We start from the raw sequence: 17,780 nt of genomic DNA, 5'->3' as shown, positions 1-17,780 counted from the left end.
ACCGCACCCCCTTTACTGTTTCTTCTGCCATTCCTCCAATAATTGCAGGATAATCCCCTCAATCTCTTCGCTGGAGTATTCCTCTGAAAAAAACTGGCTGATTTTTTCAGACTTGATTGTAACTTTCCTCTCTTTCGGCTTTTCCTCGGTCAGTATCAGACGCACCATCGGCAGCGTCAGTTCGCCGCTTTTCCCATATTCCTTCAGCTTGGCAGACTGTACTGTGGAAATATTTGCTCCGCTTTCCTCAAGGATTACCAGCACCCACTGTTGTGCATCTTCCGACAGAAAGGAAATGTCAACACCCTGTACCAGACCGATTTTCTTTCTGTCAACCAACTCTAGCAGCTCATCGGACAGCCTTGCAAGCCAGATATACCGTTGCACCGTCTTTCCGCTTTCTCCGGCAGCTTCTCCTACCTCGTCAAGCGTATTTCCGTTTCCTTTTCTGCCCTGATGCTTCATAGCCTCGTATTTCATGGCATAAGCTTTCGCCTTCTCACTTGGCAGAATGTCCTCACGCTGAATGTTGGAATCCACCATGATAATCGTAGCTTCATCGTCTGTATAATTGCGGACTATCACAGGCATATCCTCTTTTCCTGCCCGTTCTGAACCTCGTTTTCTGCGGTGTCCGGCTATGATTTCATAGCCACCCTCTGCCCTCGGTCTTGCAATTCCCGGTACGAGCACCCCATACTTACTGATGCTTTCCGTTGTTTCTTCCATTTTTTCATCGTCCAGTACACGGAACGGATGATTTCTAAACTCATGCAAATCCGTGAGCTTGGCTCTGATAATCTGCTCTTCGCTCCCTGTCTTTTCTTCTGCATTTCCAAATAAATCATCATAACTGCTTAATTTTACCTTTGCGGCACTTCCTGCTTTACTCATTCCCAAGCACCTCCTCCGTCAAAGACTGATAAGCAGCGGCTACTTTGCCTTTCGGATCATGTTCGTAGATACTGACACCCTCTGCGGAAATCTCTGCCGCACGGACGGAAATGGGAATACTGTTTTCAAATATCCGCACCTTGCTACCGTAATTCTCCACCAGTAATGCAGTAATGTCCTTTGCATAATTGGTTCGAGCATCCACCATTGTCAGCAGAATCCCCTCAATCATCAGCTTCGGGTTAATCTGTCTCCTGACCTTTCCTATGGTCTTAATAAGCTGCTGCAACCCTTTTGCCGGAAGATATGCCGCCTGCACTGGAATCAGAATACTGTCCGCACAGGCAAAAGCGTTTATAGTAATCATGCCGAGAGAGGGCATACAGTCAATCAGAATATAATCATAATTATCCTTTACCAGCTCTATGTAGGAACGCATCACAAGCTCTCTGCTCATCACATTTACAAGTGATACTTCCAGACCGGAAAGCTCAATGTTTCCCGGCATCAGGTCAATTCCCTCTTTGTGTTTCAGGATACCATAATCCGCTTCCATATCTTCATCATTGATGATATTGCCAAGTGCTGTTGCAAGTGTTTCCTCTAGCTTGTCCGGCTCTGTGAAGCCAAGACTGTCTGTCAGACTGCCCTGTGCATCGGCATCAATCAGCAGGACTTTCTTGCCCTGTTTTGCCAATCCTATGCCTAAATTACTGGTTGTGGTGGTCTTGCCCACACCACCTTTTTGGTTTGCGATTGCGATTATTTTACACATGATAGATTCTCCTTTGTTTTCTGCTATTTTTCTGCTACGTTTCTTTTCTTTACTTCTACATACGCCCTGTAAAATTTCTTCGTTCCCTTATTCGGATACATCTCGGAAAACTCCGTTACTTCCACTTTCGGATTCCTCTGCAAAATCTTTCCGAACCACTTAATATCATTCTTTGTTCCCATCAATCTGACTTTTAACATTAGTCTGTTCCTCCCAATAAGGCATACAGCTTATGGTTGTATGTGGCATATTCCGGATACCGAATCTGAATTGCCTGCCAGAAATATGGTGCATAAGCACAGCAGAATATTTCCTCCACCGTGTACTGCCTGCACTCGTCCACCTGTTCTTCTGCATCTTCATAATCGGAAACACTTGGTGTTCCATTGCAATACAGATTGAATGCCATTCTGATCACTCTCACACTTCCACTGGTCTGCCAGCCTTCGTGTAAACACTCTGTTATTACGCATCCTGTTTTGAAATCATAAATTCTGTAAACATTTCTTCTGGTATCATCGCTGATCCCAAGACAATAGCAGAGTGCCTTGTGGTAAACATCCTGATACCGGACTTCCTTTAACTTCTCGTAGTAGAATTTCTCATGTGCATCGCTGATAAAAATAATCTTTTCTTCCTTTTTGGTTTCTGCTCCTAACGCTGTACTTGTCATAATAGAACCCTCCTTGTGTTATTTTGATTTTGTTTTGACCATAACAACAGAAAAAGGACACTCTCCGTTTTATTGGAAAATGTCCTTTTAATAGCATTCAACTATTAAGTTTTGAAAGGTTCTGATTTCTAAAACATCCCTTTTCAGTCCATATTAGTCCACCGAATGACACAAATTTGATGTCAATTTGATGTCAAACACTCGATAAACTCATAAAAGTCTATGGATTTTCTGATTCTTAGTACAACTTCGCACCTGCCGGAATCCAGTCATTCACCATGAGAAGATTTAATCCCTCATGTCCATCTTCCTCGTGTACTGCTGAAATCAGCATACCCTCGGAATCAATGCCCATCATCTTTCTCGGAGGCAAATTTACGATTGCAATCGCTGTCTTGCCAATCAGATCTTCTGGCTCGTAATACTCGTGAATACCGCTTAAAATCGTGCGTTTCCGGTCTGTTCCGTCATCCAGAGTGAACTTTAAAAGCTTCTTTGACTTCGGTACTGCTTCACATTCCAGAATCTTTACTGCACGGAAATCAGCCTTTGCAAAGGTATCGAAATCAATCATTTCTTCAAACAATGGTTCGATTTTTACGTTGGAGAAATCAATCTTTTCTGCAACCTTTTCCTCTGCCACAGCAGCATTTTCTACTGCCTTTTCAGCCTTCCCTTCGCCCTTCTTAGCGTCCAGGGACTTCATTGTCGGGAAGAGCAGTACGTCACGGATCGCCGGGGAGTTTGTAAATAACATAACAAGACGGTCGATACCGTATCCGATACCACCGGTCGGCGGCATACCGATCTCAAGGGCATTTAAGAAGTCCTCATCTGTTGTGTTTGCCTCGTCATCACCGGCAGCAAGAGCAGCCTCCTGTGCTTTGAAACGCTCTCTCTGGTCGATCGGATCGTTTAACTCGGAGTATGCGTTACACATCTCACGGGCATAGATATAGAGCTCGAAACGCTCAACCTGCTCCGGATGACCCGGTTTCTTCTTGGTAAGCGGGGAGATCTCGATCGGATGGTCTGTGATGAAGGTCGGCTGGATCAGGTGCTCCTCAACGAATTCCTCGAAGAAGAGGTTGATGATGTCGCCGCGGACATGACGATCCTCGTAGTGAACGCCCTTCTCATCTGCTAATTTCTTTGCTTCCTCAGTCGTAGTGATCTCGTTGAAATCAATACCGGTATATTTCTTGATCGCATCGATCATGGTAAGGCGCTCGAACGGCTTTCCAAGGTCGATCTCAACATCCGCATACGGGATCGTTGTGGATCCGCAGATCTGCTCTGCGATATGACGGAACATGTTCTCGGTGAGGTCCATCATTCCCTTGTAGTCTGTATATGCCTGGTATAACTCCATCAGAGTGAATTCCGGGTTGTGTCTTGTGTCAAGACCTTCGTTACGGAATACACGGCCGATCTCGTAAACACGCTCCATACCGCCGACGATGAGTCTCTTTAAGTAGAGCTCGAGGGAGATACGAAGTTTAACGTCCTCGTCAAGTGCATTGTAGTGAGTCTCGAACGGTCTTGCGGCAGCACCGCCGGCATTTGCAACGAGCATCGGAGTCTCAACCTCGAGGAATCCGAGGTTATCTAAATATCTGCGGATGCAGCTGATGATCTTGGAACGCATAACGAATGTCTTCTTTACGTCCTCGTTCATGATCAGGTCCACATATCTCTGACGGTAACGGGTATCCGTGTTTGTCAGACCATGGTATTTCTCCGGAAGGATCTGTAAGCTCTTGGAGAGCAGAGTTACGGAATGGGCATGAACAGAGATCTCGCCCATCTTTGTTGTGAATACAAAGCCTTTGATGCCGACGATATCGCCGATATCCATCTTCTTGAAGTCTTTGTAGGAATCGTCACCGAGCTCATCACGGGATACATAGCACTGGATGTTGCCCTTGAGGTCCTGGACGTTGCAGAAGGAAGCTTTACCCATCACACGCTTGGACATGATACGTCCGGCGATGGAAACTTCCTTTCCGTCATATTCTGCGTAATTGTCTTTGATATCTGCGCTGTGAGTATCCTGATCATACTTTGTGATCTGGAACGGGTCTCTGCCCTCTGTCTGTAACTCAGCAAGCTTCTCGCGGCGCACCTTTAGGAGCTGGTGGATATCCTGCTCTTTTGCATTTGCATTCTTGTTCTGATTCTGCTGTTCAGCCACTTTTCTATTTCTCCTTCACTGTAGTCTTTGTGTATGATCGATACGGTCGTGTACAGAATTTTCAGTCCGGAAGATCACTGCCTGTACACGATGACGATCAATCGACTCTTTTAATATCGAGTACCTTATACTGGATAACTCCGGACTGTGTTTCAACGTCAACAACGTCACCAACGCGTTTTCCGATCAGCGCGTGTCCGACCGGAGACTCATTGGAGATCTTATTTTCAAGGCTGTTTGCCTCTGTGGAACCAACGAGCTTGAATTCCATCTCCTCATCGAAATCGACATCGTAAACCTTTACGATACATCCAACATTGATCTTATCAAGGTTTACCTCGTCCTCAACGACAACCTCTGCGTTCTTTAACAGCTTCTCGAGCTCTTCGATTCTTAACTCAATATCTCTCTGCTCATCTTTCGCAGCATCGTACTCGGCATTCTCGGATAAGTCTCCCTGTTCTCTTGCCTCTTTGATCTTCTGGGCAATCTCACGACGGCGGTTTACTTTCAGATCCTGAAGCTCATCCTCGTATTTTTTCAGTCCTGCATAAGTTAAAATATGTTTCTTATCAGCCATGACGTCTTACCTTTCTTATTGTTTCGGGGCAGAATGACCCTTTATAATTTTTAGCTTTACATTCTCTGTATTATAGCGTGTAGAATTGGGATTGTCAAGAAGCCGAAAGCCTTAGTTTTGGTGGATTTTTGCGGAGTTTCGTGGGGATGTGACAGAAAGTGCGGGGGAAGTGTATTTATTATAGAAAGAACACGGAGGGGGAAACACATGAACGGGGTGGTCCGCGGCTGTGAAGATTTCAGAGTGGAAAGAGCATCTCAGCAAAGCCGGATTTGTTGATTTATAACGGCAGATGCTTTATACTAAGGATAATATGAAAAAGAAGAGATCCAGCCGGAAAGAGAGGAAATGCGATGGGAATGTTTTTGAACAGCAGAGTTCCGTATGATGCGTATCAGGTGGCAGCTGCAGGAAAATATTTTATGGATAAGACGGCTTTGCTGCAGGAGCTTTTTCTTTCCATGAACACGACGGAGCGCTTTTTATGCATTACGAGACCGAGAAGATTTGGAAAAAGTGTGATGGCAAATATGGTGGGCGCTTTTTTCGGAAAAGCGGAAGATTCCAGACAGATCTTTTCGCAGCTTGAGATTGCGACGGATCCGTATTTTGAACGTCATCTGAACCGGCATAATATCATTTATATAGATTTTAGTAAAGTACCGGAGAAATGTACCACATACGATGCGTATATCACAAGAATCCTGGATGGCTTGAAGAAAGATCTTTTCCAGGAATACCCGGATCTTCAGATCGATACAGAAAAGGCTGTCTGGGATATTCTGAATATGATCTGCCAGGAGAAAAATGAAAAATACATTTTTGTCATTGATGAGTGGGATGCACCGTTTCACATGGATTTTATTACAGAACAGGATCAGAAGGAGTATCTGCTCTTCCTGAAATCACTCTTAAAAGGTGAGGTCTACGTAGAACTTGCCTATATGACAGGCGTTCTTCCGATCGCAAAGTATTCGAGCGGATCAGAGCTCAACATGTTCCTGGAATATGATATGGCGACTTCTGTACGTTTCAGTGAGTTCTTCGGTTTCCTCGATTCCGAAGTGGATACCCTCTATCAGAGATACCGGACCATAACACGCAATCCGAAAATAGCGAGAGAAGACTTGAAAAACTGGTATGACGGATATCACACAGCAGGCGGAGATCTGATCTACAATCCACGTTCAATCGTATGTGCTCTGACGGACAACCAGGTACGAAACTATTGGACCAGCTCCGGACCGTATGACGAAATCTTCTACTATGTCCGCAATAATGTGGAGGAAGTCCGTGATGATATCGTATTGATGATCGCAGGAGAGGGCATTGATGTTGAGATCCAGAACTACGCTGCGACTGCGATGAAGCTGCATACAAAGGATGAAATTTACTCTGCAATGGTAATCTACGGTCTGCTGACATATGAGGATGGAAAAGTGTTTATTCCGAATCGGGAGATCATGGACCAGTTCAGGCTGCTTCTGATGTCAAAGGAATCATTTGGGTATGTGTATAATCTGGCGCGGGAGTCAGAAAAAATGCTGAAAGCAACGATTGCAGGAGATACAAATACCATGTCGCAGATATTAAAATATGCACATGACTCAGAATCGCCGATCTTTTCATATAATAATGAAATTGAATTATCGGCTGTTGTGAATCTGGTATATCTTGCGGCCAGAGATCGCTATCAGGTGGAACGAGAAGAAAAAGCCGGAGAAGGATATGCAGATTTTATCTTTTATCCGGAGAGAAAAAATGCGGATGCCCTGATCCTGGAATTGAAGGTAGACGCATCACCGGAAGAAGCAATCGCTCAGATTAAAAAGAAGAACTATGCGCTGCGCTTAATGGGAAAACTCGGAGAAAAGCAGAAGTATACAGGAAGAATTCTGGCAGTTGGGATCAGTTATGACAGGAAAACGAAAGAGCATTTTTGTAGGGTGGAAGAACTGAAGAACGGCTAAGATTTGTAGAGAAGAACTGAGGAGGATCAATCAAAATTGCAATATCATCCGCACGCGCACACCTGTCAGCCAAATACTAGGGAACAATTCTGGGTATTGGCGAAGTTTAACAAGAATCTGTCTGTATGGATGGGGATCCGGAAGGTGATCGACCAGGTGAATGCGAATGCGGCGGCATAATGTTATTCCTCATGAAACAGTTTCCGCCGAACGTCCTCTTTTATCTTGACAAGTAACCGTTCGGTTGCTATAATACAAAGTAACCGAACGGTTACAAAAACAAGAAATCAGGTCATGACCGGAAAGACGGAAGAGCCAGACGCTAAGACGCAGTGCTGATTGAAAAATTCAATCTCGCATTGTGTCTTTTGTTTTTCAATGGGTTCACTCGCAAAGATTGCTGCATTCTGCAGATAGGGCGTTTTTGAGATCTATAACAAAAATTTTTGTCGCAGATCAGCTTTTATCCGATCATGCTAACACAGTTCCCTCCGGGAATGCTCCGCGGAATACGCGGCGTACAAGCGGTCCTGCAACGAGGAGCTGGAACGGAAGAGCCATGATAAAGTTCTTCGGGATGTTTGTCAGCCAGATGATCAGGAGCAGATTGAAGTTTCCGCTCTTTACACATCCCTCAAGAGCTCCGTACATGGACATGATGATCACCATCGGAACGACCATGGAGCAGGAAACTGCGATCACTTTGTGTAATACCGGGCTTTCCGGCTTAACGAGAAAACGGAATGCGAATCCCTTTGCCGGGCCTGATACGACGAACCAGTCCATGCACATCGCAAACACGTAGGCGATCGGGAAACCGATCCATGCTTCGCGGATCGTGGTCAGGTTCAGAGCTCCCATGTGAAGGGTTACATTGTAGATGCTCATCCAGAGCACCATAGTAAAGCACATTAATACGGTGTAGATCAGACTTTCTCTTTTATTTCTTGGCATACTTTTTCTCCTTTTTGTGAAATTGTGTTTTTGGTTATTGTACGTGCTAGCGTACATATTCTTTTTCATGATCGGAAAAGCATATGGAATGTCTTTTCTTCCGGATGCGCTTCTCACTGCAAGGGGCAGAAAAAAAGCAGCGAAGTCAACAAAACTCGTTGCGACTCCACTGCTTTTTGTGTGCATCTCACTGCGTTTCCAATCTCTATGTGAACGCAGTATACAATATTTTTCCGGACTTCGTAAGTCTTTTTTTCCAATTTTTACATTTTCGGAAACATGCACAAATTGTATACAATATTCTTATATGCTCTTATTCACCTTCCCATATGGAGTTTCATGTAATGATTTCCTCACAGAATTTTCACATTTTTTTCGTTGACATTAAATGATGGATGTTTTATGATACTTAGCAAGCTAACAAATTAGTTTGCTAAGTATTTGCTAAGAATAAAATCAATGGAATACGGTCGGAGACGACAGGAACTCTGATTTTGGTTTCACATTTTCTTACGGTCAGAGCGGAGAATGGAAAGAAGCGCTGAAATATGATGCAGACAAAGATGATAGCGATCGCGCTCGGTGCGAGAATGAGCTGCGGCACATTCTTTTTTTAAGGGGGATTTTGATTTATGAAAGAAACTGTTGGCAGAAGTATCGGAATGCTGTCCAATTTGATCCGGAGGCATTTCAGTACCTTTTCTTTTCACGACACTCTGAGCCCCGCGCAGGGAAAAACGCTTCATTTTATTCTGGCGAGAAGCATGGACACGGATGTGTTCCAGAAAGATGTCGAGGAAGAATACAGCCTGCGGCCGCCGACGGCCACAAAAATCTTAAAGGATATGGAAAAGAATGGTCTGATCCGCCGGGAAACGGTTCCCTACGATGCGAGATTAAAGCGGATCGTTGTGACGGAAAAGGGACTCCAGTACCAGGGAATGATCCGGGAGAGTCTGGAGGAGACGGAACGAAGGCTGACCGAGGGGATCACGGAGGATGATCTCGCGACATTTTTCCGCGTCATCAGCCGGATGATCCGAAACATGTCCTGATACAGATTAGTCAGATAAGACTCTGTTCTCTTTCCGGCAGCGGGAGACAGAAGACTTATCTGAAAGGAGAAAGTCCGTTATGAGGACAAAAGGGGGAAGATACAGCCGGTTCTGCAAGGATACGGACCTGCTGTACCGAACCTTTTGAACTTTTATCATAACAAATCATAATATGGAAACGAGGTAAGATTCATGGTTAAAACACTTTTAAAAAGCGTGCGCCAATATAAACGGGCATCCATCGAGACGCCCGTGTTCGTTGCCATGGAGGTCGTGCTGGAATGTACGATCCCGCTCATCATGTCAAAGCTCATCGATGACATGACGGGAACTTCCATGACGCCGATCTTAAAGTACGGCGTGCTTCTTCTGGTCCTTGCGACCATGTCCCTGTGTTTTGGAGTCCTCTCCGCAAGATCCGCGGCAACAGCCGGATGCGGACTTGCAAAGAACCTCCGGAGAGATCTCTATTTTAAAACCCAGGATTTCGCGTTTGCGGATATCGACAAGTTTTCATCGTCCTCTCTGGTTACGAGAATGACGACCGACGTCACAAACGTCCAGAATGCGTATCAGATGCTCATCCGGATGGCAGTCCGTGCCCCGCTCATGATGATCTTCTCCGTGATCATGAGCATGAGTATCAATGTCCGGATGTCCTTCATCTTCCTGGCACTGATCCCGGTCCTCGCGATCGCGCTGTTCGGCATCTTTTTCTATGTACATCCGATCTTCAAGCGGATCTTTAAGAAGTATGATGCCTTAAACAATTCCGTCCAGGAAAACGTCGGCGGCATCCGTGTTGTAAAATCCTTCGTCCGTGAAGACTACGAGAAGGAAAAGTTCGGAAAAGCCGCAGAGGAAGTCCGGAAAGACTTCACGATGGCAGAGAAGATCCTCGCATTGAACAACCCGATCATGATGTTCTGCATCTATCTTGCGATGCTTTTAGTAAGCTTCTTTGGAGCGAAGCTCATCATCGGATCCGGTGGAACATCGCTCTCGACCGGTGAACTTTCCTCCCTGATCAGCTATGGCGTCCAGATCCTGTCTTCAATGATGATGCTGTCCATGGTATTTGTTATGTGCAGCATGGCGCAGGAATCCGGCGACCGTATCGCGGAGGTCCTGACACATGAGAGTGTCCTGAGATCTCCGGAAAACGGAGCGAAGGAAGTGAAGGACGGCAGCATCGAGTTTGATCATGTTTCCTTCCGCTATTCCGGAAAGAACAAGAAATATGCACTCACGGACATCGATCTTGAGATCCCGTCCGGCGCTACGATCGGGATCATCGGAGGAACCGGTTCCTCCAAGACTTCCCTGATCCAGCTGATCCCGCGTCTCTATGACGTCTCGGAAGGTTCGGTCAAAGTCGGTGGACGCGATGTGAGAGAATATGACCTCCAGGCGCTCCGTGACGCGGTGGCCGTCGTTCTCCAGAAGAACGTCCTGTTCTCGGGAACGATCAAAGATAACCTCCGCTGGGGCAACAAGAACGCCACAGACGAGGAGCTGATCCATGCATGCAAGCTTGCGCAGGCGGATGAGTTCGTCACCCAGTTCCCGGCCGGCTATGACACTTACATCGAGCAGGGAGGAACGAACGTCTCCGGCGGCCAGAAGCAGCGTCTCTGTATTGCGAGAGCTCTTTTAAAGAAGCCGAAGATCCTGATCCTCGACGATTCCACCTCTGCGGTCGACACAAAGACCGATGCCCTGATCCGTCAGGCATTTAAGAATGAGCTTCCGGATACCACAAAGATCATCATCGCCCAGCGTGTCTCCTCCGTGCAGGATGCGGACCGCATTCTCGTCATGGACGGCGGACGGATCGTGGAGTCCGGTACGCATGAAGAACTTCTCGCTTTAAACGGAATTTACCGGGAAGTCAATGATTCCCAGACAAAGAGCAAGGAGGCAGAGTGATATGGAAAAACAGAACAATAGGAAAAAAGGCACTTTCGGCCGCCTGCTCCGCTATATCTTCCAGAATTACAGGATCCATCTGATCGTGGTCATCTGCTGCATCATCGTCAGCGCGGCGGCTTCCGTTGTCCAGACGGTATTTTTACAGCGGTTGATCGATACCTGTATTCTTCCGGGCCTGAAATCGGGCATGGAAAGTGTGAAACAGCCGTTCATGCAGACGATCCTCTCCATGCTCACGATCTACGCGTTCGGTGTCGCCGCGGCGTTCACCTACACGCACCTCATGGCGATCGTGACACAGGGAACGTTAAAACATCTGCGTGTGGACATGTTCGACAAGATGCAGTCCCTGCCGATCAAATATTTTGATACACATGCACACGGCGATATCATGAGTACCTACACGAACGATACGGACGCGATCCGCCAGATGATCGGTCAGTCGCTTCCGATGGTATTCCAGGCATCTTTGACGATCACAGTCATGTTCCTCATGATGATCTACTACAGCGTGTGGATGACGATCCTGGTCTGCCTGTTCTCGGTGCTCATGCTGACGGTCACGAAGAAATTCGGCGGCGCGAGCTCCCGCTATATGATGGAGCAGCAGAAGTCGCTCGCGAAAGAGGAAGGTTTCATCGAGGAGATGATCCAGGGACAGAAGGTCGTAAAGGTGTTCTGTCATGAAGAAGAGTGCAAGAAGGATTTCGACAAGTTAAATGAGAAACTGTTCTCCGACGGAGAACTTGCAAACCGCTATGGTAACTCCCTGATGCCGATCTTAAACAATGTCGGCAACCTGATGTATGTGGTACTGGCGATCGTTGGCGGACTTCTCGTCTACTGCGGAGCGCCGAACTTAAGCCTCGGCGGAAACGGTGTCCTTACGATCGGTATCATCGTCTCGTTCCTCGGAATGGCAAGACAGCTTTCCCAGACGATCGGGCAGGCATCCATGCAGGTTTCCATGGTCGCAATGGGACTCGCAGGAGCTTCCAGAGTGTTCTCTCTGATCGATGAGGAGCCGGAGAAGGATGAAGGTTATGTAACGCTTGTCCGCGCGGAGTGGACTGCGGACGGAACCTTGAAGGAGACAAACGACAAGAACGGCATCTGGGCATGGAAACATCCGCACAAGGCGGACGGAACCGTCACCTACACCCCGTTAAAGGGCGATATCCGGTTGGAGGATGTTGATTTCGGCTACACACCGGAGAAGCTTGTTCTCCATGATATCACTCTTTATGCGAAACCTGGTCAGAAGATCGCGTTTGTAGGTGCGACCGGCGCCGGAAAGACGACGATCACGAACCTGATCAACCGTTTCTACGACATTCCGGACGGAAAGATCCGTTACGACGGCATCAACATCACGAAGATCAGAAAGCCGGATCTTAGAAGATCTCTCGGCGTCGTTTTACAGGATGTCAACCTGTTTACCGGCACGGTCATGGACAACATCCGCTATGGTCGTCTGGACGCCACGGACGAGGAGTGTATGGCGGCAGCGAGACTGGCGAATGCCGATGACTTTATCCAGAGACTGCCGGAGGGCTACAATACGATGCTCACCGGAAATGGTGCGAGCCTTTCCCAGGGTCAGAGACAGCTCATCTCGATCGCGAGAGCAGCCGTTGCGGATCCGCCGGTCATGATCCTCGATGAGGCGACAAGCTCGATCGATACGAGAACGGAGGCACTCGTCCAGGAAGGTATGGACAACCTGATGATGGGACGTACCGTCTTTGTTATCGCGCACCGTCTTTCCACGGTCCGCAACAGTAAGGCGATCATGGTTCTCGACCACGGTCACATCATCGAGCGCGGCGACCATGAGACGCTGATCGCGCAGAAGGGCGTGTATTATCAGCTTTATACAGGTGCGTTTGAGCTGGAGTAATGGCTGCGGTCTGGTCATACAGTAATTTGTGAATATAACAAGTGAAAACACGCTTCGCGTAAATAATAATCCCCCTCTAACTTCTGCAGTGTGCCCGGAAATCCGGGTGTGCGGGCAGGAGTGGGAGGGGGATTTTTTATGCCGTCTGTTCTTTTTCTGTCAGAAATGATACAAATCGGAAATGACGGTCGAGGACGTTTCCAATCAGACCGATCACTTTTCCCATGGTAAAGGCGGCAAGGATCGTTCCGATCCCGAGGCCTTTGATGTGGCCGAGGAAGAGGAAGGTCAGTCCGGCAGTCACGGCGAGGCAGGGCACGTCGAAGGTGATCTTGACTCTGGAGTAGGGTACTTTGAGGATCTCAGCTGTTTCACGCGGGAACAGGTCGGTCGGGATGATCGGGAGTCCGCAGCGGTTGGAGAGTGCAATTCCGATGCAGAGGACGACATAGCTCACGATAAAGTAACAGATCTGATATCCGAGTCCCATTGGAAGACCGGCAAGGGCAGTTTTGTAGACATCCAGCATCTTGCTGAAGGCAAAGCCGACTACGAAGCTGAAGAGGTAGGTCGGAACGAATTTTTTTCGAAGGATCATCAGGACAGCCACGAGTGTGCCCTGGAAAATGTAGGTCCAGGTGCCGAGTGTCATTCGTGGGAATGATTCTGAGAAGGCGTATGGTACGCTGGAGATTGCCGAGATTCCGGCACCGGAGTCAAGCATCAGGACTACGCCGAAGCTGTTGATGAGGACAACGATCAAGAGGGCAAGTTCACCTCGCCAGATCGGGCGGGTGTCATTTTGGTTTTTGGTGTTCATTTGTGTATGTCTCCCGTTAGTCGATGTTTCTGTGAAGTGCAGAACGGTTATTATTGTAGCGCGGGGGTGGGGAATGTGCAAGAGGGGGTTTTTTGCTGTCCTTTGCCCGAAAAAAGTTGCCGGAGACAGGCTAACATCCGAAAAAATGTAATATAACGCATATTTACATCCGTAAAAGTGTTGATCTCTATGGATTCTTTTTATTCCATGTAGGAGTACGGTTTTACCGGCGGCTGGTCTGCCTTGTGTTCCCCGATAATTTTTTCCATCCAGATCATGTCATACCAGCGGTTGAATTTGTAGCCGCAGTTTTCGAAGGTTCCGCAGAGGTGGAAGCTGAGGTGTTCGTGGAACTGGGCGCTGTTTTTGTTGAGATATTCGTCCTCTACTTTGGGGTAGCCGATGCAGGCATAAAGATTCAGAATACCCATGGTTTTCAGGCGGTCGGCGAGGGCTTCGTAGAGTTTTCGGCCGAGACCACATTTTTTTGCGTTATGGTCCAGGTAGATCGTGAGTTCGCAGGCCCAGTCGTAGGCGGCGCGGCCGACGAAGGGACCTGCATAGGAGTAGCCTTCGATTTTTCCGTTTCGCTCGATCACGAGATATGGATATTTTTTCATGGTGTTGCGCATCCGGTTTTCGAATTCTTCGAGAGAGGGGGCTTCGTATTCGAATGTGATCACGGTGTTTTCTACATAATAGGTATAGATTTCCAGGATGCGCGGGGCATCTTCAAGTTTTGCATTTCGGATATTGATGGAATCCATGGGGGACCTCCTTTTTGAAAAAACTGCTGTAACAGGAGTTATTATAGCACCGGAAAAAGGAGATGAAAACAGGAGTTTTGTCGCGGAACGATATCCTGCAATCATCGTCGGAAAACGTTTTTACCCCGGAAGTCTTGTAAATGACCAACTTCGGCGTCTGGATGATCCGCCTGCCAAATAGAAAGAATTTTAAGCATATTTTGCAGCTGCACCGAACATGCCAATTGACAAATCTCAAATGCGAGAGTTACAATAACTTTAATGCATAAAACCGCGGCTATCTATAACATACAGAGAAGACAGCCGCAGGTAAGGGGAACAAAATGGATTTTACAAGTTTATTTAATATGCAGGGCATGATGTTCTGCGTTCTGGCGCTCGGATGGTATCTGAGGAAAAAAGGGATGATCGATAAGAGTGGAAAGGCGCTTTTGAGCAATCTTGTCATGAACGTGACACTTCCTGCGAGTATCATCAAATCGTTCCAGATGGAATTCAGCATGGACATTTTAAAACTGACCCTGGAAGTGATCGTGATCTCATTTCTGATCCAGATCATCTCGAACGGGCTCAGCCGCGTCCTCTATCCGGGATGGAATGAAGAGAGCCGGAAGGTTCTTCAGTACGCGACGATCGTCTCCAATGCCGGGATCCTCGGAAATGCGATTGCGGAAGGAATTTTCGGAGACCTTGGGATCATGTACGCCGCAGTCTATACGATCCCGACGAGGATCTTCATGTGGTCGGTAGGACTCACTTACTTTACGGAGGCGCCGACGAAAAAAGAACTTGTGAAAAAGGTGCTGACCCATCCGTGCATCATCGCGATCTTTACCGGAATGGTGCTCCTCATCTCGCAGTTTCAGCTTCCGGGATTTGTAAACCAGACAGTTCGGACGATCGCCGGAGCCAATACGTTCTGCGCGATGCTGCTCATCGGATGCACACTGGCGGAGGTGCCGTTTAAAGAGGTGTTCTCAAAAGAAGTTTACTATTATACATTTATCCGCCTGTTCCTGATCCCGGTCATCGTCCTTGCAGGATGCCGGTTGTTCCGGATCGACTCGCTGATCACAGCGGTCTGCGTGATCCTCTCCGCGATGCCGGCGGCGAGCACGAGTGTAGTCCTTGCGGTCAAATATGGAAAAGACGACCGCCTGGCAACGAAGATCGTTGTCTTTTCCACGGTCGTCTCATTGATCACACTTCCGATCTGGTGTTATTTCCTGCAGTAGGAGATCCTGTGGGACTTTCAAGGTAATACCAGAGGTTCATTCGGATAAATTCGTACATACTGAGCCGGAAATCCCGTTCTTTATGCGGGATTCCGGCTATTTTTAATGCTTCCTTCATGACCGGATTCGAGTGAGTGCTCCCACAGAGACCGGACGCATGGTACAGGACGGCGAGAAAAATTTCGCTGGCGTCATGGTCAGAGAGACTGAAGTGGTCTGCCATAAGTCTGACGAAAGCATCTTTGCTGGTAAAATAACTTTTTTTAAAGCAGGCAAGCCGGCAGGCAGAGACATGGACCTCGATGATTGTGCAGAGGATATCGCTGTAGCGGAAATAGTCGCGGTGGTCGTTTAAGACATCGGCCCAGCGGCCAGCCCACTCGTCCGGAGTCCATGTTTTCCCTTCCGGGAAAGCGGCGAAAAGATCATCAAAATAGGAGTGCATCTTATCGGAACAGATTTCCAGATAGATCTCTTCCTTTGTCGTCACATATTTGTAGAGGTTTGCGCGTGTCCATGACAGCTTTCCTGCGATCGTGGACAGGGTGATCTCCTGGTAGGGGACGGAATTAAAAAGAGAGTCGGCAGCAGCCTTGATCTCTGCCATCCGGGCCTGTTTCTGTTCTTCACTTCTTGCGCGCACAAAGTCTGTCATGGGGTTCACCTCCTGTCAATTCCATGCTTTATTCAATAAATACACCATCATTATAATTGATTTCCAGGCACTTGACAAGGCATGTGGGGTATGCTAACATCAAAATTAGTTACAATATGTCACTTACGAAACAGGTGAAAACCGTGAGACTGGGACGCAAAATCCTGTTACAGTGCGCGGGCATGGAGTGCCCGTGTACTGTAACGGAAGATGCTTTCAGATCCCGGCCGGTGAATCGCGTGGGAAAAGGAGAAGCGGATGGATAAGATCAAGAAAAATTTTGGATTTGGCTGTATGCGTTTCCCGATGATCGGGGAAGAGGTGGACGAGAAACAGGTCTGTCAGATGGTCGATTATTTCCTGGAACAGGGATTCAATTACTTTGACACGGCGCGTGGCTATATCGGCGGAAAGAGCGAGCTTGCGATCAAAAACTGCCTGACGAGCCGTCACCCGAGAGAAAGCTATATTCTCACGGATAAGCTGACAGGAAATTTCTTCGAAAAAGAAGAGGATATCCGCCCGCTTTTTGAGTCCCAGCTGGAACGCTGCGGAGTGGAGTATTTTGACTTTTATCTGATGCATGCCCAGAATGTTGAAAAGTTTGAAAAGTTCAAGAAATGTCATGCGTATGAGACGGCACTGAAATTCAAGGAAGAGGGAAAGATCCGCCATTTTGGAATCTCGTTCCATGACTGTGCGGAGGTTCTTGACCAGATCCTCACCGAGTATCCGCAGGTAGAGGTGGTACAGCTCCAGTTCAACTATATCGACTATGATGACCCGGCGGTTCAGTCCGGAAAATGCTATGAAGTCTGCAGAAAGCATGGAAAACCGGTGATCGTCATGGAACCGGTCCGCGGCGGCAGTCTCGCAAATCTTCCGGATAATGCAAAAGCAGTATTTGACGAGCTCCATGGCGGAAGTCCGGCGACATATGCGATCCGCTATGCGGCGGGATTCCCGGGGATTATGATGGTCCTCTCCGGAATGAGCGCGATCGACCAGATGAAGGAAAATCTGGACTTTATGAAAGACTTCAGGCCGCTTGACGAGAAAGAGACACAGGCGGTAGAGAAGGTATGTGAGATCATCCGGGGCAAAAAGCTGAGTTCGTGTACAGGATGCCGCTACTGTGTGGACGGCTGTCCGAAAAAGATCTTGATCCCGGATCTTTTCGCCTGCATGAATGCGAAAAAGATGTATCAGAACTGGAATTCTGACTATTACTATGAAATCCACACGAATGGGCATGGAAAGGCATCCGACTGCATCAAATGTGGAAAATGTGAGCAGATTTGTCCGCAACAGCTGAAGATCCGCGATCTGCTGTGTGATGTTGCGGCGGAATTTGAGAAGAAAGAGGCATAAAGGAG

16 protein-coding genes are annotated in these 17,780 nt (G+C 47.5%); 6 read left to right on the top strand and 10 right to left on the bottom strand.

The window, feature by feature from the left end; genetic code table 11:
* Positions 1–12: 12 nt before the first annotated feature.
* The 6 genes from FN001_RS01030 to greA all read right to left on the bottom strand — a co-directional run bounded on the left by FN001_RS01030 (position 13) and on the right by greA (position 5,116).
* A complete protein-coding gene (locus FN001_RS01030) occupies positions 13–894 on the bottom strand; it encodes a ParB/RepB/Spo0J family partition protein (protein WP_002596302.1) in 882 nt (293 codons plus the stop codon).
* Positions 887–1,669 (bottom strand): ParA family protein, encoded by a 783-nt coding sequence (locus FN001_RS01025; protein ID WP_002596301.1) that lies wholly within the window; start codon positions 1,667–1,669, stop codon positions 887–889. The genes FN001_RS01030 and FN001_RS01025 overlap by 8 nt, the downstream gene beginning before the upstream one ends.
* A gap of 23 nt (positions 1,670–1,692) precedes the next feature.
* Positions 1,693–1,869 carry a hypothetical protein gene (locus FN001_RS17915; protein ID WP_002596300.1) on the bottom strand — a complete coding sequence of 59 codons (177 nt, stop codon included), beginning with the start codon at positions 1,867–1,869 and terminating at the stop codon, positions 1,693–1,695.
* A complete protein-coding gene (locus tag FN001_RS01020) occupies positions 1,869–2,342 on the bottom strand; it encodes a DUF6075 family protein (RefSeq protein ID WP_002596299.1) in 474 nt (157 codons plus the stop codon). Before FN001_RS01020 ends, FN001_RS17915 begins: the two co-directional genes overlap by 1 nt.
* Positions 2,343–2,580: 238 nt before the next feature.
* A complete protein-coding gene (gene lysS, locus FN001_RS01015; RefSeq protein ID WP_142410537.1) occupies positions 2,581–4,536 on the bottom strand; it encodes a lysine--tRNA ligase in 1,956 nt (651 codons plus the stop codon).
* 97 nt (positions 4,537–4,633) lie between these two features.
* Positions 4,634–5,116 (bottom strand): transcription elongation factor GreA, encoded by a 483-nt coding sequence (gene greA / locus FN001_RS01010; RefSeq protein WP_015554956.1) that lies wholly within the window; start codon positions 5,114–5,116, stop codon positions 4,634–4,636.
* Between the two features lie 359 nt (positions 5,117–5,475).
* Between greA and FN001_RS01005 the strand changes: the two genes are divergently transcribed.
* The gene (locus tag FN001_RS01005) at positions 5,476–7,086 is read left to right on the top strand and encodes an AAA family ATPase (protein ID WP_486463463.1); all 1,611 of its coding nucleotides are present in this window, start codon (positions 5,476–5,478) and stop codon (positions 7,084–7,086) included.
* Between the two features lie 471 nt (positions 7,087–7,557).
* Here FN001_RS01005 and FN001_RS01000 read toward each other — a convergent pair whose 3' ends face one another.
* Entirely contained in the window at positions 7,558–8,040 is a 483-nt protein-coding gene (locus FN001_RS01000; protein WP_118533233.1) for a DUF2798 domain-containing protein, read from the bottom strand.
* 632 nt (positions 8,041–8,672) lie between these two features.
* Between FN001_RS01000 and FN001_RS00995 the strand changes: the two genes are divergently transcribed.
* The 3 genes from FN001_RS00995 (at position 8,673) to FN001_RS00985 (ending at position 12,927) form a co-directional block, all read left to right on the top strand.
* Entirely contained in the window at positions 8,673–9,095 is a 423-nt protein-coding gene (locus FN001_RS00995; RefSeq protein ID WP_118297043.1) for a MarR family winged helix-turn-helix transcriptional regulator, read from the top strand.
* Positions 9,096–9,287: 192 nt separating this feature from the next.
* Entirely contained in the window at positions 9,288–11,024 is a 1,737-nt protein-coding gene (locus FN001_RS00990; RefSeq protein WP_142410535.1) for an ABC transporter ATP-binding protein, read from the top strand.
* Between the two features lies 1 nt (position 11,025).
* Positions 11,026–12,927, top strand: coding sequence for an ABC transporter ATP-binding protein (locus tag FN001_RS00985; RefSeq protein WP_118533219.1), 1,902 nt, complete (start codon positions 11,026–11,028; stop codon positions 12,925–12,927).
* Positions 12,928–13,063: 136 nt separating this feature from the next.
* On the opposite strand, the gene FN001_RS00980 is transcribed toward FN001_RS00985, so the two are convergent.
* Both FN001_RS00980 and FN001_RS00975 read right to left on the bottom strand, forming a co-directional pair.
* The gene (locus tag FN001_RS00980) at positions 13,064–13,747 is read right to left on the bottom strand and encodes a DUF6198 family protein (protein ID WP_142410534.1); all 684 of its coding nucleotides are present in this window, start codon (positions 13,745–13,747) and stop codon (positions 13,064–13,066) included.
* A 200-nt stretch (positions 13,748–13,947) separates the two neighbouring features.
* Complete coding sequence (locus FN001_RS00975; RefSeq protein ID WP_142410533.1) at positions 13,948–14,514, bottom strand: GNAT family N-acetyltransferase; 567 nt, start codon at positions 14,512–14,514, stop codon at positions 13,948–13,950.
* 323 nt (positions 14,515–14,837) lie between these two features.
* Here FN001_RS00975 and FN001_RS00970 point away from each other — a divergent pair, with 323 nt between their 5' ends.
* The gene (locus tag FN001_RS00970) at positions 14,838–15,749 is read left to right on the top strand and encodes an AEC family transporter (protein ID WP_118297038.1); all 912 of its coding nucleotides are present in this window, start codon (positions 14,838–14,840) and stop codon (positions 15,747–15,749) included.
* Here the strand turns inward: FN001_RS00970 and FN001_RS00965 are convergent.
* Positions 15,715–16,404, bottom strand: a complete 690-nt coding sequence (locus FN001_RS00965; RefSeq protein WP_142410532.1) for a TetR/AcrR family transcriptional regulator — start codon at positions 16,402–16,404, stop codon at positions 15,715–15,717. The two genes, FN001_RS00970 and FN001_RS00965, sit on opposite strands and share 35 nt — an antisense overlap.
* A gap of 258 nt (positions 16,405–16,662) precedes the next feature.
* Here FN001_RS00965 and FN001_RS00960 point away from each other — a divergent pair, with 258 nt between their 5' ends.
* A complete protein-coding gene (locus FN001_RS00960) occupies positions 16,663–17,775 on the top strand; it encodes an aldo/keto reductase (RefSeq protein WP_142410531.1) in 1,113 nt (370 codons plus the stop codon).
* Positions 17,776–17,780 lie beyond the last annotated feature (5 nt).

The organism is Clostridium sp. Marseille-P7770 (genome assembly GCF_902143525.1).
Classification (GTDB): domain Bacteria; phylum Bacillota; class Clostridia; order Lachnospirales; family Lachnospiraceae; genus Pilosibacter.
The sequence above is the reverse complement of the archived record's forward strand: the minus strand, read 5'-3'. Positions and strand labels throughout refer to the sequence as shown.

Bases quoted from the DNA above. Each gene is read 5' to 3' on its own strand.
- FN001_RS01030 (WP_002596302.1), bottom strand. From the start codon at position 894: ATGAGTAAAGCAGGAAGTGCCGCAAAGGTAAAATTAAGCAGTTATGAT.
- FN001_RS01025 (WP_002596301.1), bottom strand. From the start codon at position 1,669: ATGTGTAAAATAATCGCAATCGCAAACCAAAAAGGTGGTGTGGGCAAG.
- FN001_RS17915 (WP_002596300.1), bottom strand. From the start codon at position 1,869: ATGTTAAAAGTCAGATTGATGGGAACAAAGAATGATATTAAGTGGTTC.
- FN001_RS01020 (WP_002596299.1), bottom strand. From the start codon at position 2,342: ATGACAAGTACAGCGTTAGGAGCAGAAACCAAAAAGGAAGAAAAGATT.
- greA (WP_015554956.1), bottom strand. From the start codon at position 5,116: ATGGCTGATAAGAAACATATTTTAACTTATGCAGGACTGAAAAAATAC.
- FN001_RS01005 (WP_486463463.1), top strand. From the start codon at position 5,476: ATGTTTTTGAACAGCAGAGTTCCGTATGATGCGTATCAGGTGGCAGCT.
- FN001_RS01000 (WP_118533233.1), bottom strand. From the start codon at position 8,040: ATGCCAAGAAATAAAAGAGAAAGTCTGATCTACACCGTATTAATGTGC.
- FN001_RS00995 (WP_118297043.1), top strand. From the start codon at position 8,673: ATGAAAGAAACTGTTGGCAGAAGTATCGGAATGCTGTCCAATTTGATC.
- FN001_RS00990 (WP_142410535.1), top strand. From the start codon at position 9,288: ATGGTTAAAACACTTTTAAAAAGCGTGCGCCAATATAAACGGGCATCC.
- FN001_RS00985 (WP_118533219.1), top strand. From the start codon at position 11,026: ATGGAAAAACAGAACAATAGGAAAAAAGGCACTTTCGGCCGCCTGCTC.
- FN001_RS00980 (WP_142410534.1), bottom strand. From the start codon at position 13,747: ATGAACACCAAAAACCAAAATGACACCCGCCCGATCTGGCGAGGTGAA.
- FN001_RS00975 (WP_142410533.1), bottom strand. From the start codon at position 14,514: ATGGATTCCATCAATATCCGAAATGCAAAACTTGAAGATGCCCCGCGC.
- FN001_RS00970 (WP_118297038.1), top strand. From the start codon at position 14,838: ATGGATTTTACAAGTTTATTTAATATGCAGGGCATGATGTTCTGCGTT.
- FN001_RS00965 (WP_142410532.1), bottom strand. From the start codon at position 16,404: ATGACAGACTTTGTGCGCGCAAGAAGTGAAGAACAGAAACAGGCCCGG.
- FN001_RS00960 (WP_142410531.1), top strand. From the start codon at position 16,663: ATGGATAAGATCAAGAAAAATTTTGGATTTGGCTGTATGCGTTTCCCG.